Source organism: Ralstonia sp. R-29 (assembly GCF_049913345.1).
Classification (GTDB): Bacteria; Pseudomonadota; Gammaproteobacteria; order Burkholderiales; family Burkholderiaceae; genus Ralstonia.
Window position 1 is genome coordinate 1,937,069 of the sequence record NZ_CP184378.1, and the last position, 22,747, is coordinate 1,959,815.

Genomic DNA, 22,747 nt, shown 5'->3' on the forward strand with positions numbered 1-22,747 from the left:
AGCCTCAGTCTTTCGACCGGTAATCCGTCGGCCGCATGCCCGTCCACTTGCGGAACGCGCGGTGAAACGCGCTGGGCTCTGCAAAGCCAACCGCGGCGGCAATATCCGCAATGGTGCGGCGCGTGTCCTGCAGTGCGCTGATGGCAATGTCGCGCCGCAGATCGTCCTTGATCGACTGATAGGTGTGGCCTTCCTGCTTGAGGCGTCGCCGCATGGTGGCTTCGGCCACGTTCAGCTTGAGCGCCATGGCATCGGAGGCGGGCCAGCTTGCCACCGGCAGGTTGCGCAGCGTCTTGCGCACGCGCGCCGCGAATGAATCGGGGTTGCGGTATTTGACGATGAAGCTGCCCGGCGCATCGCGCAGGAAGGATTTGATTGACGAAGCCGTCTGCACCACCGGCAAGTCCAGAAAGGCGGGGGAGAGATCGACGTACGACGCCGCTTGCTTGAACGCCATGTCGTCGCAGAACATCAGGCGGTATTCCTGCGCATCGGGTGGCGTTGCGCACCGAAAGCGCGCGGCGATGAACGGAATGCGTCGTCCGACCAGCCAGCACGTCAGCCCGTACACCATGATGAGCCACGTGGCATAGGTGAACATGGGGGGCACGCGCGTGCCCTTGCGGTGCACGAAGACCAGGCGTACGTGCTCTGCGCTTTCCTCAATCCGCACGTGCAGATCATCCAGCACCAGGCGTAGAAACCCCGTAGCGCGCTGCAGCGCTTGCCGGCCGGTGCGCGCGGTGAGTCCGGCCTGCGTCATCGCCACAAAGCTGCCCCAGCGCATCGGGTGCGAATCCTGCCCGAAGAACTCGTCGTCCATGGCCTGCGCGATGCCGGCCCACAGCGTGCCGTATTGGGTGGATGACACGCGGCTCCTGGGCGAGGCCAGCACCTGCGGAGCGATGCCTGCGGCCGCAATGATCGGCTGCACGTCCAGCCCGGCAGCCTGCGCGCGGCTGAGCGCCTCGTTGACGAGGCTGACGGAGACGGTTCCCTTTTCGTTGTTCTTCATCGTCGTAGCAAGAGGCGCCATGTCCCGACATGGCAAATGCGCTCACGCAAGTTGATCGTCGCGGGCATCGAAGCCGGGTGGCCGCGTGCCTACACTTTTTCCCCATCGAATCAACGTGCCGCAAGGCTACAAGTGTAAAGCGCTCGCCTGCGCAGCACTCTGTGGCGTTGTGCAGCCGACAAGTCAGAGCCAAACGATGGACGATTTCTATACCGAAGAGCAGCGGATGATCCACGACGCTGCACGCGACTTTGCCACCGAGCGCCTGGCGCCTCACGCCGCGCAGTGGGACCGCGATGCCGAGTTGCCGGATGACGTGGTCCGCGAGATGGGCGAGCTGGGCTTGCTCGGCATGATCGTGCCGCCAGAGTTGGGCGGCTCGTACACCGACTATGTGGCCTACGCGCTCGCGCTGGAAGAAGTGGCCGCCGGCTGCGCCGCGTGCGCGACGATGATGAGCGTGCATAACTCCGTCGGCTGCGGGCCGATCCTGAAGTTCGGTACCGAGGCGCAGAAGGCACGCTACCTGCCGGACCTTGCCACGGGCCGCGCGATTGGCGCGTTCTGCCTGACCGAGCCGCACGCCGGCTCGGAAGCCAACAACCTGCGCACGCGCGCCGTCTTGCGCGACGGCAAGTGGGTGCTCAACGGCAACAAGCAGTTCGTCACCAATGGCTCGCGCGCCGACCTCGCGATCGTGTTTGCGGTGACCGACCCTGAAGCCGGCAAGCGCGGTATCTCTGCCTTTATCGTGCCGACGGATACGCCGGGCTTTCATGTCGGGCGGCCGGAGCACAAGCTGGGCATTCGCGCGTCAGACACGTGCCCCATCACGCTGGAAGATTGCGCTGTGCCTGAAGAGAACCTGCTGGGCGAGCGTGGCGAGGGGTTGAAGATCGCGCTGTCGAACCTTGAAGGCGGGCGCATCGGCATTGCCGCGCAGGCGGTGGGGATTGCGCGGGCCGCATTCGACGCCGCGCGCAACTATGCCAACGAGCGTATCCAGTTCGGCAAGGCACTGCGCGAGCATCAGACCATCGCCAACATGCTGGCCGACATGGCCACGCGCCTCAACGCAGCACGGTTGCTCGTCCACCACGCCGCGCGCTTGCGCAGTGCAGACAAGCCCTGCTTGTCCGAAGCGTCGCAGGCGAAGCTGTATGCGTCAGAGCTGGCCGAGGAGATCTGCTCCAACGCCATCCAGATCCACGGCGGTTACGGCTACCTGGCCGACTACGCCGTCGAGCGGCACTACCGCGACGCGCGCATCACCCAGATCTACGAAGGCACCAGCGAAGTTCAGCGGATGGTGATTGCACGGCACGTCTGATGGTTCGGCGTGCCACGCATCATCGACCGAACACAAGAGAGCGCACACGCGCCGACCAGGAGACGACGATGAACGAAGTGGCATCTGCAGCAACGGGGGCACCGGGTTTTATTGAGGCGCGGGATTTTCTGCTGCGCCATCGCACCGACTACGACCGTGCGTATCGCGAGTTTGCGTGGCCGAAGCTGGACACGTTCAACTGGGCGCTCGACTACTTTGACGTGATGGCGCGCGGCAACGACAACCCGGCGCTGTGGATCGTCGATGACCTGCAAGGCGAAGGGCTAAAGCTCTCGTTTGCGCAGATGTCTGAACGTTCGTCACGCATGGCGAACTTCCTGCGCGGTCTGGGTATCGTGCGGGGGGATCGCCTGCTGCTGATGCTGCCGAATCGCGTCGAATTGTGGGACGTGATGCTGGCCGCAATGAAGCTGGGCGCGGTGGTGCTGCCGGCCACCACGCAGCTCTCGCCGGATGACGTGCGCGACCGTGTCGAGTTGGGCGGGGCGACCACGGTGGTGGTCGATGCGGCCGAGCTGCACAAGTTCGACAAGGTGGATGCGGGCGTCCGGCGCATCGCGGTTGGCGCGCAGCGTGATGGCTGGATTGACCTATCCGCCGCATACAGCGCACCTGCGGTGTTCACACCCGAGGGTGCAACCCAGGCGATCGACCCGCTGCTGCTGTACTTCACGTCGGGCACCACATCCAAGCCCAAACTGGTGGAGCACACGCACCAAAGCTACCCGGTTGGGCACCTGTCGACCATGTACTGGATTGGCCTCCAACCGGGCGATATTCACTGGAACATCAGCTCGCCGGGGTGGGCCAAACATGCGTGGAGCTGTTTCTTTGCGCCGTGGAATGCGCAGGCCTGCGTGTTCGTCTACAACTACGCGCGCTTCGTGCCGAAAGACACGCTGGATGTGCTGGTGCGCTGCGGCGTGACCACGCTGTGCGCGCCGCCCACGGTGTGGCGCATGCTGGTGCAGGAGCCGCTGGCGTCATACTCCGTCAAGCTGCGCGAGATCGTCGGCGCGGGCGAGCCGTTGAACCCCGAGATCATCGAGCGCGTGCGCAGCGCGTGGGGTGTAACCATTCGCGATGGCTTCGGGCAAACCGAGACCACCTGCCAGATCGGCAACACGCCGGGTCAGCCGGTGGTGCCGGGCTCGGTGGGCCGCCCGTTGCCGGGCTACCGCGTGGAACTGGTCGACCACGACGACCAGCCCGCCAGCGAGGGCGAGATCGTGCTGCCGCTCTTGCACCGCCCACTCGGCCTGATGCAGGGCTATGCCAACAACGCCAATGCCACGGCCGAAGCCATGCGCAACGGCTACTACCACACGTCCGACGTGGCCATGCGCCGTGATGACGGCTACTTCGTCTACGTGGGCCGTACGGACGACGTGTTCAAGTCGTCCGACTATCGCTTGAGTCCCTTCGAGCTGGAGAGCGTGCTGATCGAACACGAGGCCATTGCCGAAGCTGCCGTGGTGCCGAGTTCCGACCCGTTGCGCTTGTCGGTGCCCAAGGCCTTCGTAACGGTACGGCAGGGCTACGAGGCTGGCCCCGAACTGGCACGCGCCGTGTTCCTCTTCTCGCGCGAAAAGCTCGCGCCGTACAAGCGCATTCGCCGCCTGCAGTTCAGCGAACTGCCTAAGACCATCTCAGGAAAGATCCGCCGCGTTGAACTGCGCCGGCTCGAACTGGAGCGCACCCCCGAACCCGCCCGCATGCCGGGGGAGTTCTGGGAAGAAGACTTCGCCTGATCCATCTGCCCCATAGAACCCCCCCATCGATTCGCCTAGGAGACCTACATGAGCGCCGTCGCCTCTCTCGCTTCCGTTCAACCCGCTGCTAATCAAGCCACCCCGCCCACCGTCAAGCTGCTGATCGGCGGCGAGTTTGTCGAATCCAAGTCGAAGGAATGGCGTGACATCGTCAACCCCGCCACGCAGGAAGTGCTGGCACGTGTGCCGTTTGCCACGGCGGACGAGGTCGATGCCGCGATCCGCTCCGCACACGCTGCCTTCGCCACGTGGAAGAACACGCCGGTGGGTGCGCGCATGCGCATCATGCTCAAGTTCCAAGCGCTGATTCGCGAGCACTCGCCGCGCATCGCCCGCACGCTCACGGCTGAGCAGGGCAAGACGCTGCCCGATGCCGAAGGCGACATCTTCCGCGGGTTGGAGGTGGTGGAGCACGCCTGCTCGGTGGGCTCGCTGCAGCAGGGCGAGTTTCTGGAGAACGTGGCGGGTGCGGTCGACACCTACACGCTGCGCCAACCGATTGGCGTGTGCGCGGGCATTACGCCGTTCAACTTTCCCGCCATGATCCCGCTGTGGATGTTCCCGATGGCCATCGTGTGCGGCAACACGTTCGTGCTCAAGCCGTCGGAGCAGGATCCGCTGTCGACCATGATGCTGGTGGAACTGGCGCTGGAAGCGGGTGTACCGCCGGGCGTGCTGAACGTCGTGCACGGCGGCAAGGATGTGGTGGATGCGCTTTGCACACACGAACACGTGAAGGCGATTTCGTTCGTCGGCTCCACGGCGGTGGGCACGCATGTGTATCGCCTCGGCAGCGAGCACGGCAAGCGCGTGCAATCGATGATGGGCGCGAAAAACCACGCCGTGGTACTGCCCGATGCCAACCGCGAGCAGGCCATCAATGCGCTGGTTGGCGCGGGCTTTGGCGCGGCGGGCCAGCGCTGCATGGCGACCTCCGTCGTCGTGCTCGTGGGCGCTGCACAGCAGTGGCTGCCCGATCTGATCGAGAAGGCCAAGAAGCTGAAGGTGAACGCGGGCGTAGAGCCGGGCACGGACGTGGGCCCTGTTGTCTCCCGCGCCGCCAAGCAACGCATCCTGGGCCTCATCGAATCGGGTGTGAAGCAGGGTGCCACGCTGGCACTCGATGGTCGCAACGTTCAAGTGAAGGGCTATGAAGACGGCAACTTCATCGGCCCAACCATCTTCACCGACGTGAAGACCGACATGGACATCTACACCAACGAAATCTTTGGGCCGGTGCTGCTGGTGCTGACTGCGCCGACGTTGGACGATGCCATTGCTTTGGTCAACGCCAACCCGTTCGGTAACGGCGTCGGCCTGTTCACGCAGAGCGGGGCGGCGGCACGCAAATTCCAGAGCGAAATCGACGTGGGCCAGGTGGGTATCAACATCCCGATTCCGGTGCCGGTGCCGTACTTCAGCTTTACGGGTTCGCGCGGCTCCAAGCTGGGCGATCTGGGCCCGTACGGAAAACAGGTCGTGCAGTTCTACACGCAAACGAAGACCGTGACCGCACGTTGGTTTGACGATGCGGTCGATGCCGGCGGCGTCAATACCACCATCAGCCTGCGCTGATAGCACCGGGAGCGTTGACATGAAGATCGCATTCATCGGCCTGGGCAACATGGGCGCCCCGATGGCCCGCAACCTGCTGAAAGCCGGCCACGCACTCAACGTGTTTGACCTGAACGCGCAGGCGGTGGGCGCGCTGGTGGAAGCCGGTGCCACCGCTGCGGCGTCGCCTCGCGAGGCGGTGACGGGTGTGGACACCGTCATCACCATGCTGCCCGCTGCCGCCCATGTGCGTCATGTGCTGACGGCCGCAGACGGTGTGCTGGCCGGCATTGCCAAGGGCGTGCCCATCATCGATTCGAGCACCATCGACCCAGCCAGCGCCAAGGCGTTTGCCGCGTTGGCCGCCGAGCACGGCAACACCTTTGTTGATGCGCCGGTTTCTGGCGGTACGGGCGGCGCTGCGGCTGGCACGCTCACCTTCATGGTGGGCGGTAGCGCAGCGGCATTCGAGCAAGTTCGCCCCGTACTCAGCGCCATGGGCAAAAACCTCGTGCATTGCGGCGACACCGGTGCCGGCCAGGGCGCGAAGATCTGCAACAATCTCGTGCTGGGCATCACCATGGCGGGCGTGGCCGAAGCCATGTCGCTGGGCGAAGCATTGGGTATCGACCCGAAGGTGCTGGGCGGCATCATCAACACCTCCACGGGCCGTTGCTGGAGCTCGGACACGTACAACCCGTTCCCCGGCGTGATCGAGACGGCGCCGTCCTCGCGCGGCTACACCGGCGGTTTCGGCACGGACCTCATGCTCAAGGACCTGGGCCTGGCAGGCGACGCGGCCAAGTCGGTCAAGCAGCCGGTCTACTTGGGCGCGCTCGCCCAGCAGCTCTATCAGACCGTGAGCGGCAAGGGCGATGGCGCGCTGGATTTCTCCGCCGTCATCAAGCTGTATCGAAAAGACGGAGCGGCGTGATGATCGAACTGGATGTTCTGCACGACAACACCATCGCGCTGCTGACGCTCAAGCGCCCGCCCGCCAATGCCTTTACGCCGGAAGGCTTGCTGCAACTGCAGTCCACCGTGGAACGCCTGAACGCCGACGCACGCGTGCGCGCCATCGTCATCACGGGAGACGGCCCGAAATTCTTCAGCGCTGGCGCTGACCTCAACACCTTTGCCGATGGCGATCGCGAGGTTGCACGCGAGGCTGCTGCACGTTTCGGCGCCGCCTTTGAAGCGTTGCAGAATGCGCGCCCCGTGGCGATCGCGGCCATCAACGGCTTTGCGATGGGCGGTGGACTGGAGTGCGCGCTGGCATGTGACATCCGCATTGCCGAGCAGCATGCCAAGCTGGCTGTGCCCGAAACCGCTGTTGGCCTGCTGTGCTGCGGCTGTGGCACGCAGACCCTGCCATGGCTGGTGGGCGAGGGTTGGGCCAAGCGCATGATCCTGACGGGCGAGCGTGTTGATGCGCAGACCGCCTTGCGCATCGGCCTCGTTGAAGAAGTAGTGGAAACCGGCGCCGCACGCGAAGCCGCCATCGCCATGGCGCAGCGCGTGACGGCGTTGAGCCCGCAGGCTGTCACGTTCAGCAAGCAATTGATCCACCAGGCGCGCAATGGCGTGCCGCGTAGCGCGGCGCTGGCCGTGGAGCGCGAGCGCTTTGTTGATCTGTTCGACCACCCGGATCAACGCGAAGGTGTGAACGCCTTCCTGGAGAAGCGCGCACCGCGCTGGCACACCGCCCACGAATCGGAGACGCTGCAATGAGCGCAGTTCAGATGCAAGCGACGTTCCAGGAGCCGGCGGCCGCCGAGCCCGAAGTGCTGATGCGCGTGGTGAACCGCGTCGCCATCTTCACGTTGAACCGGCCATCGGCATTGAATGCCCTGTCGCACAACATGGTCCGGCAACTGGCCGTGCTGCTGGAGCAATGCCGTCATGACGACGGTATCGTTGCGCTCGTGTTGCGCGGCGCTGGCCAGAAGGGATTTTGCGCAGGCGGCGACGTGCGTTCGCTCTACCACCTCGCGCAACAAGGCCGCATGGACGGCGACGATGGCTGGTTGCAATTCTTCGTCGACGAATACCGGCTCGACTATGCGCTGCACCAGTTTCCCAAGCCCATCGTCGCATTGATGGATGGCATCACCATGGGCGGCGGCATGGGCCTGGGCCAAGCCGCGCGGCTACGCGTGGTGACCGAGCGCACGAAGATGGCGATGCCTGAGACGCGCATCGGCTTTCTGCCCGACGTGGGCGCCACGCATTTCCTAAGCGTGATGTCGCCCGAGCTGGAGTTGTATGTCGGGCTGACCGGCGTGACGCTCACAGGCGCCGACGCGCTGCATTGCCGCCTGGCCGATGTGTGCGTGCCCGCTGAATGGCTCGCCTCGTTTGAAGACCGCCTGCAACGCATGCCGCACGATGGTGATCTCATGCAGGCACTGCGCCGCGTGTTTGAGCCGCCCTGCAACATCGTTCCCCATGCACCGCTGGCGCAGGCCATGCCGTGGGTGCTGCGCTATTTCGATCGGCGCTCCTCGGTGGACCGCATTGTCGCCACGCTGCGCGAGAGCCTGGAGCGTGAGCCGGCCCGCGAGCCACGCCAATGGCTGCAGACCACGCTCGATGCGATGACCTCGCATTCGCCGACCATGCTGCACGTCACGCGCGAGGCGCTGCTGCGCGGCAGACAACTCTCGCTGGCCGAGTGCTTCCAGATGGAACTGGGCATCGTCGCGCGGGGGATTCAGGAAGGTGACTTTTGCGAAGGTGTACGCGCCCACTTGGTGGACAAGGACCATCGGCCGGGCTGGGCGCCTGCTACGTTGCCGCAGGTGCGGCCCGAGCGGGTGCGGCATTTTCTGGCGTCGCCCTGGCGGGCAGAGGGACACCCGTTGCGGGACATGGAGCGTTCGCAGCAGCGCTGAAGTGATGTGATGCGCCATCTGAGGCTTCAAGGCCAATGCGCTTTCCGGGGCGCCTCAATTGGTGGCGCGTCTACGAAACCACGCGCTCCACGCTGACCGATTCACAGATGGCCTCCTTGCCCCAGGCAACGACGCGCAGTGTTCCCACCTTCCACTCCAGCGCAAACCGGCCGAAGTCGAGCCCCGAGTACACGTAGTTGCTGCCGAGCGCCCGCACCAGCGTTTCCATTGGCTGATCCGTGAACCGGTTTTCATCCAGCAGTAACGCCAACAGCTTTGTCTCCTGTTCCGCTTGCTCGCGGCGCTTGCGTAAAGCCGCGCGCTGGCGCCAACGCATCAGGAGCAGCAACAGCACAAGCCCCACGGCAAGCGCGGGTGTCGACATCGGGACCAAGTTTGTTCTTCCTATGCAGTGAGGATTGCCATGCATTGGCGCGGGTATCGCGCGCATTCTAAGCCTGCGGCTCGATAGTGAACTGGTGACGTGGTGCGCGCTTCTCGTGTATGCCGTTTATGCAGATCCGAGTGAAACGACATTGAATTCACCGCCCGCCAACCCGCATGGCACCTGCAAAATACCCCGCTTTCGTCAGCGCATTGTCACGATCGCGGTGCTATAAAAAACGGATGCGCTTTGCCACTCCAGGAGGCTCCCCATGGCGACATCCGTCGATTCATTCGAGGTGAAGGTGTATCAGGGCGACAGCGCGGTGCTGTTTGCCTTTGACGTGGCCGATGCAGACCGCGCCGACTTGGCCGGGTTTGCTATCCAGTGCACACCGCAAGGCCAGGCGCCGTACTGGGTACCCAATCGGCTGACGTTCGATACGGCCGTCCATGCCAACGCGCCGTTGCAGGCTGGCAAGTACGCCGATTCCATCGACGCGCCGTTCCAGTCGTTTCACTGGGTTCACTTTCCGCCGCACGCGGCCGGGCAATATACCTACACCGTGCATGCGCGCTACTTTGCGTCCACCAACCCCGTGCAGCTGGAAACGCGCGCCACACGCAGCATCAACGTGACGCTGCAGCAGCCGATGAGCGACTGGGCCACGGTGGGCATGGTGCGCGGCTATGTGTCGTCGCAGGCGTTCATTGACCACTACGGCGGTAACACGGCACTGGCGCCGGACAAGCGCGCGCTGACCAAATCGCCGCTGTTGTATGACACCCAGCCGTATCAGAACAAGTACGCCTACCTGGGGGCCACCGGCCGCCGCCTCATCATCGATCTGCTCAGCCAGTGCAAGGCGTCCGATGGTTATGGCATCGACGTGCTGGCCTATGACCTGGACGAACCGGACATCATCCGTGCCATCGCGTGGCTGGCGCAGAACGGTCGCAAGGTGCGCGTCATTCAGGACAACTACATCGGCACTGGTGCACACCCGACGGGCCACGGCACGCCCGATGCATTCGAGACGCAGGCTACGAGCTACTTCGAGCAGGCCGGCGCGGAAGTCCGCCGCACGCACCTCGCACGTTTCCAGCACCACAAGGCGATCTTGCTGCGCGATGCCGCGGGCAAGCCGGTCCGCGTGCTGGCCGGCTCGGCCAATTTCTCACTGCGTGGGCTGTATGTGCAAGCCAACAGCGTGCTGGTGTTCGAGCAGGCTGCCGCGCAGCTTTACGCGCAGGTGTTCGAGCGCATGTGGGGCCTGATCGGCCAGTACGGTGAGGATTCCGCCGGCAGCCGCAAGGTGGCCACGGCCTTCCGCGCCGATCCGTTGTCCGCCAACTGGCAGCCCGTGCCGCAGGGCGGCACGCCGCGTGCGCGCTTCGCATTTTCTCCGCATCAGACCGACGCGCTGCTCGCTGAAGCGGCGGACCGGGTCAAGGGCGCGTTGTCTTCCGTGCTGTTCGCGGTGATGGCCACCGATGGCGGCGGCGAGATGGTCGACACGCTCGAACACATCGTGCCGCAGAAGGCCGGGCTGCTCTCACTGGGTGTGATCGACAAGGCCAATGGGGTGAGCGCCTTCGCGCTTGGCCGTGATGTGCCATCGCAAACCGTTTCGTTCGCGTATCTGAAGGACGAGGCACCCGCGCCGTTCAAGCAAGAGGTAGATGCCGGCACCGGCCAGCACATCCATCACAAGTTTGTCGTGTGCGATTTCAACGGGGATGAGCCGGTCGTGTTTTGCGGGTCGTCCAACCTGTCGAAGGGTGGCGAGGAGCAGAACGGCGATAGCCTGATCGCCATCTACGACCCGGCCATCGTTACGGCGTATGCGATCGAGGCTATCCGGCTGTTCGATCACTATCGCTTCCGTGCGAGCGAATCGAAGGCCACGGCGGCCAATCCGCTGGTGCTGAAGACGACCGGCGCGTGGGCGGACCCGTACTACGATCCGCAGAACATCAAGTTCACGGAGCGTACGCTGTTTGCGAAATCGGGCACGACCAAGGCGGTCGCGGTCGCTTGACGGAAAGCGCGGCGGCTACACGCGCCGCTGCCGATCTCCCCACCATGCATCGCGCAGGCGGCGCTTGGCGATCTTGCCGTTATCGTCGCGCGGCAGCGTGGTGGTGAATTCGATCTGGCGGGGGATCTTGTAGCCGGCAATCTGGCCGCGCAGCCAATCGATGACCGGCTCAGCTTGCAGGCCAGCGCGTTCGGTCTGCACCACGGCGATCAGCCGCTCGCCGTATTCATCATCGGGCACGCCGAAGACCGCGCAGTCCACCACGTCGGGATGGCGCAGCAGCGCATGTTCGATCTCGGCCGGGTAGATGTTCACGCCGCCCGAGATGACCATGTCTGACGCGCGATCGCACACATACAGATAGCCATCGGCATCGAGATACCCCATGTCGCCGAGCGTAACCAGGCCGTCGCGTTCGATCTTGCGGCGTGCTTCATCGTTGCCGCGGTAGGTGAAATCGGGGTAGGCCGGCTGCCGGCTGTAGATCAAGCCGACTTCGCCGGTGGCGCAGGGTGTGCCGTCTTCGCGCAGGATGCGCACCTGCGCGCCGCATACCGGGCGGCCGGCGCTGCCAGGGCGCGCTGCCGCGTCGCGTGGGTCCATCACCGTGATCATGCCGGACTCGCTCGATGCATACGTCTCGTAGATGACGGGGCCGAGCCAGTCGATCATGCGGCGCTTGATCTCGGGCGAGCATGGGGCACCGGTGGACGCCACAAAGCGTAACGACGACAGGTCGTAGCGGCTCCGTTCCTCTTCTGTCAGCTTGAGCAGGCGCACATACATGATCGGCACGAGGTAGACGGTGTCGATGCGGTAGCGCTCGATCTGCTCCAGCACGTGCAGCGGGTCAAAGCGCGCATGCAGCACCAGCACTTCTGCCATCTGCGCGGCCTGCTGCGCGAACAGGCTGGGCGCGCTGTGATAGAGCGGCGCCGGCAGCAGCGCACGGCAGCCCGGCACGATGCCGAAGGTGGCAGCGACGACGGCGCGCGCCTTGTGCAGATGCGCGTCGAGTTGGTCCAGCGGCACCGCCTGGCGGACGACGCCCTTGGGTCGGCCCGTGGTGCCAGAGGTGTAGGCCATATGCCCGCGAGGCGACACCACCGGGCCGTCGTACGGCGTTTGCAGTGCGAGCCAGTTGGCGTAACCATCTGCACGGTCGGTGCCTTCGGCATCCACGCGCAGCAGTTGCACGTGGGGCGGCAGCAGCGGCTCCACGGCGTCCACCAGGTCACGATGGCCAATCAGTACCTTGGCACCCGAATCGCGCACGAGAAACTCCACCTCAGCCGGCGTGAAGTGCCAGTTGATCGGGCAGAAGTGGCAGCCCGCGATGCGGCACGCATGCATCACGTCAATGTACGCGGGTGCGTTGCGCAGTAGTACGCCGATCACGTCGCCTTCGTGCACGCCCATGCGGCGCAGCCCACCCGCCAGGGCGGCACCGCGTGCGAGCAGGGTGTCGGCGTCGGTGGCGTGGTCTTCAAAGATGAGGTCGGCGGGCATGCGTGTCTCCGGCGGGGGTGTCGTTATTGGACTGCGACTCAGATCAGTCTATGCAGCATGCCGGATCGGATTGCGCTGAACAATCTGCGTGCGATTGCGCACACTGTTGAATGCCGTTGGACAGCGCCGCGTGGAGCCGTCCCTGCCTTAAGTGCACGTTCAGCCCGCCACAACCCCATAAAGCCGCTCACACAACCCCGCACTGGCGCCGAGTTTGCGAGACAGATCGGATGCCGCTTGCAGCTGCTTCATGACGCAATCCCCAGAGGTGCGCGCCGCTTCAAGCCGGGACGCCGCGCCCGATAGCGTCAACGCAGCCATGAACTTGTCGCCCGAGCCGAACACGGGCGTAGCAAATGCGGCGGTGTGCTGATCGCGCGCGCCCGAGGTGAAGAGCGGCAGCGCTGGCGCTTCGTCATACAGCGCTTCCCCCAGACCCCAGTAGCGCAGCACGTGGCTGATGGCGGTGTCATCCAGCGGCAGCGACGTGCCGGGCAGACGCGTCTCGCGTAGGCCTTCTGACGGCTCGGCGCGGAACAGGCAAAGCCGCCGGCCGTGATCGATGACGTAGTACGATGCGCTCTCCCGCGTGGCCGCCGCCAGCGCATGCAGCACCGGTTCCACCACCGTCGATAGGTGGAACGACTGCTCGTAGAGCTTGCCGAGATACAGCAGGCGCGGCCCGAGCGAATACACGCCCGACTCCGAGCGAATGACATAGCTCATGCGCTCCAGCGAGTTCATCAGCCGGTACACCGTGGTCTTGTGCATGCCCGAGGCTTGCGCCAGGGCCGCCAGGGTTAGCGCTTCCGCCCCCGGCTTGAAGCAATCCAGCAAGGCCAACGCCTTTTCTACCGCGGCAACGCCGTCGTTTCCCATTCCCAACTCCCTGAACTGATGGACGGCATGATTGTACTGTGTACAACGCGGTTGTATATGGCGGACGGGTAAACGCTAGTGGATGGCTTCGGTTGCTCTGGCTATAGTGGTTTCACTGAGTACACCACTGTTGTACATAGTACAACTATAAAGACTGAGGCACGATTCCCATGAGTACCCCTTCGCATACCACTTCCACCATCGTTCGCGACATCGAGCGCGTTTCCCCCCACCTCGTCGAGGCCGCTGCCCGCTTCCAGGCCGCCATCCTGGCCGACGTGGCTGGCCGCCGCGGCACATTGAATGGCCGCGTCAAACCGCTCGCACCGACCATGAAAGTGGCGGGCCCCGCCGTGACGGTGGAAGTCCGCCCCGGTGACAACCTCGCCATCCACGCGGCCATCGCCGTCGCCAAACCCGGAGATGTGATCGTGGTGGACGGCAAGGGCGACCAGAGCTGCGCGCTCATCGGCGAGATCATGGCCACGCAGGCGCATGCGACGGGCATCGCCGGGTTTGTGATCGACGGCGCGGTGCGCGATTCGCACGAGTTGGCGCACGGCACGTTCCCGGTCTTTTCCGCCGGGCTTAACCCGTGCGGCCCGACCAAGAGCGTGGCGGGGCGTGTGAACCTGCCGGTGTCCGCTGCCGGCGCGACGGTGCACCCCGGTGACCTGGTGGTGGGCGATGCGGATGGCGTGGTCGTCATCCCGCGTGAAGACGTCGAGCGCATCCTTGTGCTCGCGCAGAAGAAGGTGGATGCGGAGGCCGCTCGCATCGCCGCCATTCGCAAGGGCGACACGCGCCCGGGTTGGCTGGAGAAGGAATTGCGCGCCGCCGGTATGCTGGCCGAAGGTGAGGCACTGTGATGAGCGTGTCTGCACACAAGCCCGTCGTACTGGTGACGGGTAACGACTTGGCGCCCCAGGCGCTCGACATGCTGGCTGACTTCGAGATCGTGTTTGCCGGCAAGCAGCCCACCGAGGAAGACCTCGTCACGCTCTGTACGCGGCACAAGCCGGTGGCGATCATCGTGCGCTACGGCAAGGTCAACGCCCGCATCATGGATGCGGCCGGCAACCTGCAGGTGATTTCCAAGCATGGCAGCGGGATCGACGTCATCGATCAGGACGCCGCCGCCGCGCGTGGCATTGCAGTGCGTGCTGCTGTGGGTGCCAATGCGGCAGCTGTGGCCGAGCACGCCTGGGCGCTGATCCTCGCATGCGCCAAGGCCGTGCCGCGGCTTGATGCACGCATGCATGCCGGCCATTGGGATAAGGCTGTTCACAAGTCGGTCGAGCTGGATGGCCGCACGTTGGGTCTGGTCGGCCTGGGCGCGATCGGGCGCCGCGCGGCCGCCATCGGCGTCGCGTTCGGCATGAACGTCATCGCGTTTGACCCATATGCCAAAGAGGCACCGGCCGGCGTGAAGCTGGTCAGCCTGGGTGAGCTGTACGCCCAGTCAGACGTGGTCTCGCTGCACTGCCCCCTGACCGCCGAGAACCGCAAGATGCTGAACCGCGATGCGTTCAGTTGTTTCAAGCCGGGCGCGATTCTCGTCAACACGGCACGCGGTGGGCTCATTGACGAGCCAGCGCTAGTTGAAGCGCTGGCAAGTGGCCGCTTGCGCGCGGCCGGGCTGGACAGCTTTGATGTGGAGCCGATGACTACGCCGCATCCGTTTCAGGGCATTGCGAACGTCATCCTGTCACCGCACATCGGTGGCGTGAGCGACGCGGCTTACGTCAACATGGGTAAGGGCGCGGCGGCCAACGTGCTCGCGGTGATCGAAGAACGCGCGCGCACCGCGGCGTGATGCCTATGTTCCTGCTCTCGCCACCCGTGGTGCGTGAAGCCGTAGTCTTCACGCGCATGCCGGCTAAGTTTCGCAAGCCTGACGTCCAGACGGACTGGGCACGCGCCAATCGCGGCGGCCAGGCCACCGATTCCTTCCTCGAAGGGCCGGTGTGGAGCCCGGACGGTCGCGGACACGGCCATCTGTACGTGACAGATATTCCGCATGGCCGGATCTTTCGTATCTCGGCTGCGGGCGACTGGGAACTGGTGGCCGAGTACGACGGCGAGCCCAACGGCATGAAGCTGGTCGACGATGCGCATCTGCTCATCACCGACTACCGCAACGGGCTGATGCTGCTCGACATCCCGCGTGGGGAAGTCACGCCTTATCTGGAGCGGCGCAATTCGGAGCGCTTCAAGGGCGTGAACGATCTGACGTTCGATTCCAAGGGCAACCTGTTCTTCACCGATCAGGGGCAAACCGGGCTGCATGATCCGACGGGCCGCGTCTATCGCCTGTCGGTGGGCGGCAAGCTCGACATGCTGCTCGGCAACTGCCCCAGCCCGAACGGGCTTGTGCTGTCGCCTGACGAGAAGGTCTTGTACGTCGCCATGACGCGCGGTAACTGCGTGTGGCGCGTGCCGCTGCAGGCCGATGGCTCCGTCAGCAAGGTGGGGCAGTTCTTCACCTCGTACGGCCCGAGCGGGCCCGATGGTTTGACGATCGATACGGCAGGGCGGCTGTTCGTGGCCAACCCCGGCCTCGGCCGTGCGTGGGTGCTGAACCATCGCGCGGAGCCCGAGGTGATTCTGACCAGCCCCGAAGGCGCTTCGCTCACGAACCTGTGCTTTGGCGGCGCTGAAATGAAGACGCTCTTCATGACGGAGTCGGTGTCCGGCACCGTGCTGAAAGCCGAGATGGACATCGCCGGCCCGCTGCCGCATCGGGCAAAGCCCACGCACCAGCACTAGATCATCGATACGCAACCCCTAGCGCTCACAGAAGCGCGATGGAGGAGACCATGCAAATGTCACACACCTTAGGCACGGTGAATGCCACCACGCCACCGCCTGGCGCGGATGTGCGCGCCGCGGCCACGTTGCCGGATGCGGATTACCAGGCGAGCGAACGCACACTCGGCAAGGCGTTCCGTCGCATCCTGCCGTTCATCTTCGCTTGCTATGTGATCAGCTATCTCGATCGCACCAACGTGGGTTTTGCCGCGCTCACCATGAACAAGGACATCGGCCTGACCGCCGAGCAGTTCGGGTTCGGGGCAGGGCTGTTCTTCATCGGCTACTTCCTGTTCGAGATTCCGAGCAACCTGATCATGCAGAAGGTAGGTGCGCGCATCTGGATCGCGCGGATCATGATCACGTGGGGCATCTTCTCGATGGCCACGGCGTTTGTGGTCGGGCCCAAAAGTTTTGCCGCTGCGCGGTTTCTGCTGGGGCTGGCCGAGGCGGGCTTCACGCCGGGCATCTACCTGTATTTCACGCACTGGTTTCCCGGCAAGTGGCGCGCCAAGGTGACGGCGGCATTTCTGGTGGGCATTCCGGTCGCGAACATGATCGGCTCGCCGATTTCCGGGGCGCTGCTGGAACTTGGTGGGCTGCATGGCTTGCGCAGCTGGCAATGGCTGCTGCTGATCGAGGGGCTGCCTGCCGTGGTGCTTGGTATCGCGTGCTTGTTTGTGCTGGCGGACCGGCCCGAGAAAGCCACGTGGCTGACCGACGAGGAGAAAGCCGTGCTCGCGCGCCGCCTGGCCATGGAACAGCGCGATATCGCCAGCAAGCACGGCGCCACCCTGCGCGATGCAATGACCAACTGGCGCGTGTTCGTGCTGGCGTTCATCAACTTCTGCGGCATCGTTGGCTCGATCGGCGTGGGGCTGTGGATGCCGCAGATCATCAAGCAGTTTGGTGTCGAGCATGCGGTGGTCGGCTGGCTGACGGCCATTCCCTACGCGATTGGCGCCGTGGTCATGCTGTGGTGGGCGCGGATGGCAAATCGCGCGCAGAACCGCATTCCGTATGTAGCCACCGCGCTGGTGGTTGCAGCGGTAGCGCTGGCGGCCAGCACGGCGCTGGATGCGCCCGCACTCAAACTCGCGGCGCTGTGCCTGACGGTGAGCGGCATCCTCGCCTTCCAGGCCACGTACTGGGCCATTCCGTCGAGCTTTCTGACCGGCCGTGCGGCGGCCGGCGGCTTGGCGCTGATCGTGTCGGTGGGCAACCTGGGTGGCTTTGTCGGGCCGTCGATGATTGGCGCGATCAAACAGTTCTCACACAGCTTCACGGCGCCGCTGATGGCGGTGTCTGCGGTGCTGCTCATCGGTGCGCTGTCGATCGCCTGGTTGGGCGATCCAGGCGCGGATGCTGGAGAAGCGGCCACCCATTGACCCGCCAATCGCAGTACCTTTCTTCGTAGACACCCCATACCTATAGCGCTGCGGCACACGACGGCGCCAGGAGACACACATGCAAGTGACGAGCCGTACCGGTGTCACCGATCTCGAACAGCGGACCCTGCGCAAGGTGGTCTGGCGGCTCGTGCCTTTTCTCATGGTCTGCTACCTGTTGGCCTTCATCGACCGGGGCAACGTGGGCATGGCCTCGCTGCAGATGAACCATGACCTCGGGCTGACAGCCAGTGTGTTTGGGTTCGGCAGCAGCCTGTTCTTCGTGTCGTACTTCTTCTTCGAGGTGCCGAGCAATCTCGCGCTGCAGCGCTACGGCGCACGCATCTGGATCGCCCGGATCATGATCACCTGGGGGCTGGTCTCGGCCGCCACGGCGCTGGTGAGCGGGCCGGCCTCGTTCTACACGTTGCGCTTCCTGCTGGGCGCGGCAGAAGCGGGGTTCTTCCCGGGTGTGCTGCTGTATCTCTCGTACTGGATTCCGGCAACGCACCGTGCGCGCATCGTGGCGACGTTCATGGTGGCGATTCCGGCGGCGAGCTTTATCGGCTCGCCCATCTCCGCAGCGCTGCTCCAAATGGATGGCTTTGCCGGATTGCGAGGCTGGCACTGGCTGTTCATTCTCGAAGGCATTCCGACTGTGCTGCTCGGCATCGCTTGCCTGGGCCTGCTGACCAACCGCCCGGAAGAAGCCAAGTGGCTGTCGACCGAAGAGCGCAATTGGCTGACGAACACGCTGGCCGGTGAAGCACGCGGGCCGAAGAAGGTTGCGCAGATGTCGCTTGGCAAGCTGTTCTGCAACCGCTACGTGCTGTGCCTGGCGCTGGTGGATGTATGCGCATCAGCCGCCGGCAGCACGCTGTCGGTATGGCAGCCGCAACTGCTCAAATCGTTCGGGCTGACCGTTATGCAGACGGGGCTGCTCAACTCGGTGCCCTATGCCGTGGCATCGGTGCTGATGGTGATCTGGGGCCGCCGGTCGGATCGGCTCAACGAGCGTCGCTGGCACACCGCCATTCCCATGCTGCTGATCGGCCTGGGCTTGTTCGGCACGTCGCTCAGCGGGTCGTTGATGCCCACCATGGTGATGCTGTGCGCGGTGCTGGTGGGGGCGTATTCGTTCAAGGGGCCATTCTGGGCGTTGGCGTCGGGCATGCTGTCGAACAGCGCGGCGGCGGCCGGGCTGGCGACGATCAATGCGATTGCCAACCTGATCGGTGGTGGCTTGATGGTGAACGTGTACGGCTGGGTCAAGCAGGCAACCGGTAGCTACGCGCTGGCGCTCATGCCGCTGGCTGTGCTGACGCTGGTGAGCGTGGCGACGCTCCTGCTGTTGAGTCGTGGCAAGCCGGAAGGGCAACTGCTCAGCAAGACGGAAACGGCTTGAGCATGCGCGCGTTCAACAGAAGGCAGTTCCTGCAACTCGCCGGCGCAGGTGCCGTGGTTGCGGCCGTGCCGGCGTTTTCAGACGCCGAAGAGGTGTGGTCCAGCGGCAGCGATGCGCCGGCATTCAAGCTGCCGGCCGGCGCGGTGGACTGCCATATGCACATCTACGACGATCGCTTCCCGAGTGCACCGGGCACCACGCTTCGGCCACCCAATGCCAGCATCGAGCAGTACCGCAACGTGCAGGTGCGCCTGGGCGTGCAGCGCAATGTCGTGGTCACGCCATCGACGTATGGCACGGACAACCGCTGCACGCTGGAGGCGCTCAAGCGTTTCGGGCACAACGCGCGCGGCGTTGCCGTGGTCGATACGTCCGTGACCGAGGCGCAACTCACGGAAATGCATGCAGCTGGCGTGCGTGCCATCCGCTTCAACTTGAGTTATCCCGGTGCCACCACCGTCGACATGCTCGCACCGCTGGCGGCGCGCATCAGCGCATTGGGGTGGCATATCGAACTGGTCGTGCAGGGCGCAAAGCTCCCGGCGCTGGAGCCGCAGTTGCTTGCGCTGCCATGCCCGCTTGTCATCGACCACATTGCGCATATCCCACAACCGGGCGGTATGCAGTCCGACGCGATGCGCAGCGCGCGACGGCTCGTGGACAAGGGCAACACGTGGATCACGCTGTCTGGTCCGTATGTGGATACGAAGAGCGGGGCGCCCGCCTATGCCGATGTCGAACCGGTGGCCAAGGCGTTCATCCACATGGCGCCGGAGCGGATGCTCTGGGGCACCGACTGGCCGCATCCGACGGAGAAGGCACACAAGCCTGACGATGCGTTGCTGCTCGACACGATCGCAGCATGGATCGGGCGGGCGGATTGGCAGGAGCGGATCTTTGTGACCAATCCGGCGCAGCTCTACCGGTTTGTCTGAAATCCGCAGCGCGAATAAGCAAAGACAAAAACGGTCGTTCGCCGCTCAAGTGGCTCGCCCTATGCTCGCCGGATCACCACCGGAGACGCAACCATGACGCAGACCACCCTGAGCACCACACCCGCCTGGAAACTCGACACCGTGGCCGTCCACGGTGGCTATAGCGCCGACCCGACTACGCGCGCGGTAGCGGTGCCGATCTACCAGACCGTCGCCTTTGCGTTTGACGACACGCAGCACGGCGCGGACCTGTTCGACCTCAAGGTGCCGGGCAACATCTACTCGCGCATCATGAACCCGACCAACGACGTGCTGGAGAAGCGCATCGCCGCGCTGGAGGGCGGCATCGGCGCGCTGGCGCTGGCCTCGGGGCAGGCAGCCGTCACCTATGCCATTCAGACGATTGCCGAGGCCGGCGACAACATCGTTTCGGCCAGCACGCTGTATGGCGGCACGTACAACCTGTTCGCGCACACCTTGCCGCTATCGGGCATCACCACGCGCTTTGCTGACCCGCGTGACCCGGCATCGTTCGAGGCGCTGATCGACGATCGCACCAAGGCCATCTTTGCCGAGACGGTGGGCAACCCGCTCGGCAACATCACCGACATTGAGGCGCTGGCGGAGATCGCGCACCGCCATGGTGTGCCGCTCATCGTCGACAACACGGTGCCGACGCCGTATCTGACGCGGCCCTTCGAACATGGCGCGGACATCGTCGTGCATTCGCTGACCAAGTATCTGGGTGGACATGGCACCAGCCTGGGCGGGGCGATTGTCGATTCGGGCAAGTTCCCGTGGGCGAAGCACAAGGCGCGCTTCAAGCGCCTGAACGAACCGGATGTGAGTTACCACGGCGTGGTCTATACGGAAGCGCTGGGCGATGCGGCGTACATCGGCCGCGCGCGCGTGGTGCCGCTGCGCAATACCGGTGCGGCGCTGTCGCCATTCAACGCGTTCCTGATCCTGCAGGGCATTGAGACGCTGGGCCTGCGCATTGACCGCATCACGCAGAACGCCACACGCATTGCGCGGCACCTGCGTGCTCACCCGAAGGTGGAGTGGGTCAACCACGCCAGCCTGGATGATCACCCCGACTACGCGCTCGCGCAGAAGTACCTGTCAGGCAAGGCGCCTGGGCTGCTGACGTTTGGCGTGAAGGGCGGGTTTGCGGCGGGTGCGCGTTTTCAGGATGCGCTGGCGTTGTTCACGCGGCTGGTGAACATTGGCGATGCGAAATCGCTGGCCACGCATCCGGCATCGACGACGCACCGGCAGTTGTCGGAGGCGGAGTTGGCCAAAGCCGGCGTGCGGCAGGAGACGATCCGCCTGTCGATCGGCATCGAGCATATCGACGACTTGCTGGCGGATCTGGATCAGGCGCTGGCGCAGGCGTAATTTCGGGGCGCGCCGGCGGCTACCGCTGGCTGCGCAGCCACCCGAACACACCCGCCATCAGCGCCAGAAATGGCACCCCCACCACCAGCGTCATCCGGAAATCCGCCATCCACGCCGTGCTGGCGATGACGACCACCATGGCGATGGCGCCGATGGTGGTGAGTACCGGGTAGCCCCACATGCGGAATTGCAGCGTGCGGCCTTCGCGTTCTGCCGCACGCCGAAAGCGCAGATGCGTGATGAAGATGACGAGCCACGTGAAGAGCGCGCCGAACATCGCCAGCGACATCATCAGCAGGAACGAGTGGCCGGGCAGCACCACGCTCAGCACCGCCGCGAGCGCCGCGCCGGAACTGGACACGGCCAGCGCCCGCAGCGGGACGCCACGTTGGCTGACGGCCCCGAGCGCTTGAGGTGCCTGCCCGCCACGCGCGAGGCTGAACAGCATGCGCGTCGACACATACAACTGCGCGTTCATCGACGACAGCGCCGCCGTGAGCACCACAAAGTTCATCACGCCCGCACCCCCGGCAATGCCGAGGATTTCCATCACCCGCACGAATGGGCTCTTGCCCGTGCCGGCCTGCTGCCACGGCACCACGGCCAGCATCAGCGCCAGCGTGCAGAGATAGAAGAACACCAGCCGGAACAGCGTGGAGCGGAACGCGCTGGTGGCCGCGGCTTCCGGCTCGCGGGCCTCGCCGGCCGCCACGGCAATCAGCTCGATGCCGAAAAAGCTGAAGATGCTGACCACCGCGCCAAACCATACGCCGTGCCACCCGTGTGGCAGGAAGCCACCCGCATCCACGTAGTTGTGAAAGCCGATCGGGCCACCTTCCGGCGCGCGATGGATGGCGTAGCTCGCCACCACCAGAAACGCGACGATGGCCACCACCTTGATCATCGAACACCAGTATTCCGCCACGCCAAACACGTCGACGCTGCTGGCGTTGATCCACACCAGCACGGCCGAAAACCCGACAATCCACACCCACGCCGGCACGCCCGGAAACCAGTACGCCATGTACACTGCTACGGCCGTCACTTCCGCGCCGATCACGAAGACGACCGCCGCCCAATACGCATAACGCACGAGAAACCCGGCCAGCGGGCTGACGTAATGCTCGGCATAGGCGCCAAATGAGCCGGTGGTCGGGTGGGCGACGACCATCTCGGCCAGGCAGCCCATCAGCAACAGGGCGATGGCCGCGCCAATGACATAACTGACGATGACGCCCGGGCCGGCCAACTGGATGGCTGCGCCGCTGCCCAGGAACAAGCCTGTGCCGATCGCGCTGCCGATGGCGATCATGGTGAGTTGCGCAGAAGAGAGGCGGTGCTGCAGGCCGCCTTCGCGTGCGGCCAGCGCTTCAAAGCTGCCGGTGGCCTTGTCCATGAGGAATTCCAGAC

General features: G+C 64.7%; 19 protein-coding genes. 14 read left to right on the top strand and 5 right to left on the bottom strand.

The genetic code is table 11. The annotated features are described in order from the left end of the window. Window positions 1-4: 4 nt before the first annotated feature. Window positions 5-1,015 carry an AraC family transcriptional regulator gene (locus tag ACN9M1_RS25820; RefSeq protein WP_426399706.1) on the bottom strand — a complete coding sequence of 337 codons (1,011 nt, stop codon included), beginning with the start codon at window positions 1,013-1,015 and terminating at the stop codon, window positions 5-7. 196 nt (window positions 1,016-1,211) lie between these two features. Between ACN9M1_RS25820 and ACN9M1_RS25825 the strand changes: the two genes are divergently transcribed. The 6 genes from ACN9M1_RS25825 to ACN9M1_RS25850 all read left to right on the top strand — a co-directional run bounded on the left by ACN9M1_RS25825 (window position 1,212) and on the right by ACN9M1_RS25850 (window position 8,586). After that, complete coding sequence (locus ACN9M1_RS25825; protein ID WP_426399707.1) at window positions 1,212-2,345, top strand: acyl-CoA dehydrogenase; 1,134 nt, start codon at window positions 1,212-1,214, stop codon at window positions 2,343-2,345. A 68-nt stretch (window positions 2,346-2,413) separates the two neighbouring features. After that, window positions 2,414-4,117 (top strand): AMP-binding protein, encoded by a 1,704-nt coding sequence (locus ACN9M1_RS25830; RefSeq protein ID WP_426399708.1) that lies wholly within the window; start codon window positions 2,414-2,416, stop codon window positions 4,115-4,117. 48 nt (window positions 4,118-4,165) lie between these two features. Continuing rightward, a complete protein-coding gene (locus ACN9M1_RS25835; RefSeq protein WP_426399709.1) occupies window positions 4,166-5,713 on the top strand; it encodes a CoA-acylating methylmalonate-semialdehyde dehydrogenase in 1,548 nt (515 codons plus the stop codon). Window positions 5,714-5,732: 19 nt separating this feature from the next. Then, window positions 5,733-6,626 carry a 3-hydroxyisobutyrate dehydrogenase gene (gene mmsB, locus ACN9M1_RS25840; RefSeq protein WP_426399710.1) on the top strand — a complete coding sequence of 298 codons (894 nt, stop codon included), beginning with the start codon at window positions 5,733-5,735 and terminating at the stop codon, window positions 6,624-6,626. After that, window positions 6,626-7,423 (top strand): enoyl-CoA hydratase, encoded by a 798-nt coding sequence (locus ACN9M1_RS25845; RefSeq protein ID WP_426399711.1) that lies wholly within the window; start codon window positions 6,626-6,628, stop codon window positions 7,421-7,423. Before mmsB ends, ACN9M1_RS25845 begins: the two co-directional genes overlap by 1 nt. Continuing rightward, window positions 7,420-8,586 (top strand): enoyl-CoA hydratase/isomerase family protein, encoded by a 1,167-nt coding sequence (locus ACN9M1_RS25850; protein ID WP_426399712.1) that lies wholly within the window; start codon window positions 7,420-7,422, stop codon window positions 8,584-8,586. The genes ACN9M1_RS25845 and ACN9M1_RS25850 overlap by 4 nt, the downstream gene beginning before the upstream one ends. A 70-nt stretch (window positions 8,587-8,656) precedes the next feature. Here the strand turns inward: ACN9M1_RS25850 and ACN9M1_RS25855 are convergent, their stop codons facing one another. Further along, on the bottom strand, window positions 8,657-8,971 hold the full coding sequence (locus ACN9M1_RS25855) for a hypothetical protein (protein WP_426399713.1): 315 nt from the start codon (window positions 8,969-8,971) through the stop codon (window positions 8,657-8,659). Between the two features lie 271 nt (window positions 8,972-9,242). Here ACN9M1_RS25855 and ACN9M1_RS25860 point away from each other — a divergent pair, with 271 nt between their 5' ends. Continuing rightward, window positions 9,243-11,012: a phospholipase D-like domain-containing protein gene (locus ACN9M1_RS25860; protein WP_426399714.1), complete on the top strand. Its 1,770-nt coding sequence runs from the start codon at window positions 9,243-9,245 to the stop codon at window positions 11,010-11,012. 15 nt (window positions 11,013-11,027) lie between these two features. Here the strand turns inward: ACN9M1_RS25860 and ACN9M1_RS25865 are convergent, their stop codons facing one another. Both ACN9M1_RS25865 and ACN9M1_RS25870 read right to left on the bottom strand, forming a co-directional pair. Then, window positions 11,028-12,521, bottom strand: coding sequence for an acyl-CoA synthetase (locus ACN9M1_RS25865; protein ID WP_426399715.1), 1,494 nt, complete (start codon window positions 12,519-12,521; stop codon window positions 11,028-11,030). A gap of 159 nt (window positions 12,522-12,680) precedes the next feature. Further along, a complete protein-coding gene (locus ACN9M1_RS25870) occupies window positions 12,681-13,400 on the bottom strand; it encodes an IclR family transcriptional regulator (RefSeq protein ID WP_426399716.1) in 720 nt (239 codons plus the stop codon). A gap of 170 nt (window positions 13,401-13,570) precedes the next feature. Here ACN9M1_RS25870 and ACN9M1_RS25875 point away from each other — a divergent pair, with 170 nt between their 5' ends. From ACN9M1_RS25875 to ACN9M1_RS25905, 7 genes are all read left to right on the top strand, one after another. After that, a complete protein-coding gene (locus tag ACN9M1_RS25875; RefSeq protein WP_426399717.1) occupies window positions 13,571-14,269 on the top strand; it encodes an RraA family protein in 699 nt (232 codons plus the stop codon). Next, window positions 14,269-15,216, top strand: a complete 948-nt coding sequence (locus ACN9M1_RS25880) for a hydroxyacid dehydrogenase (RefSeq protein ID WP_426399718.1) — start codon at window positions 14,269-14,271, stop codon at window positions 15,214-15,216. Before ACN9M1_RS25875 ends, ACN9M1_RS25880 begins: the two co-directional genes overlap by 1 nt. 5 nt (window positions 15,217-15,221) lie before the next feature. Next, on the top strand, window positions 15,222-16,169 hold the full coding sequence (locus ACN9M1_RS25885) for an SMP-30/gluconolactonase/LRE family protein (protein WP_426399719.1): 948 nt from the start codon (window positions 15,222-15,224) through the stop codon (window positions 16,167-16,169). Between the two features lie 50 nt (window positions 16,170-16,219). Then, window positions 16,220-17,599, top strand: a complete 1,380-nt coding sequence (locus ACN9M1_RS25890) for an MFS transporter (protein WP_426399720.1) — start codon at window positions 16,220-16,222, stop codon at window positions 17,597-17,599. Between the two features lie 79 nt (window positions 17,600-17,678). Continuing rightward, entirely contained in the window at window positions 17,679-19,004 is a 1,326-nt protein-coding gene (locus ACN9M1_RS25895) for an MFS transporter (RefSeq protein WP_426399721.1), read from the top strand. A 2-nt stretch (window positions 19,005-19,006) separates the two neighbouring features. Next, window positions 19,007-19,939, top strand: coding sequence for an amidohydrolase family protein (locus ACN9M1_RS25900; protein WP_426399722.1), 933 nt, complete (start codon window positions 19,007-19,009; stop codon window positions 19,937-19,939). A 93-nt stretch (window positions 19,940-20,032) separates the two neighbouring features. Beyond that, a complete protein-coding gene (locus ACN9M1_RS25905; protein ID WP_426399723.1) occupies window positions 20,033-21,337 on the top strand; it encodes an O-acetylhomoserine aminocarboxypropyltransferase/cysteine synthase family protein in 1,305 nt (434 codons plus the stop codon). Between the two features lie 19 nt (window positions 21,338-21,356). On the opposite strand, the gene ACN9M1_RS25910 is transcribed toward ACN9M1_RS25905, so the two are convergent. Further along, a complete protein-coding gene (locus ACN9M1_RS25910; RefSeq protein ID WP_426399724.1) occupies window positions 21,357-22,733 on the bottom strand; it encodes an amino acid permease in 1,377 nt (458 codons plus the stop codon). Window positions 22,734-22,747: the final 14 nt, after the last annotated feature.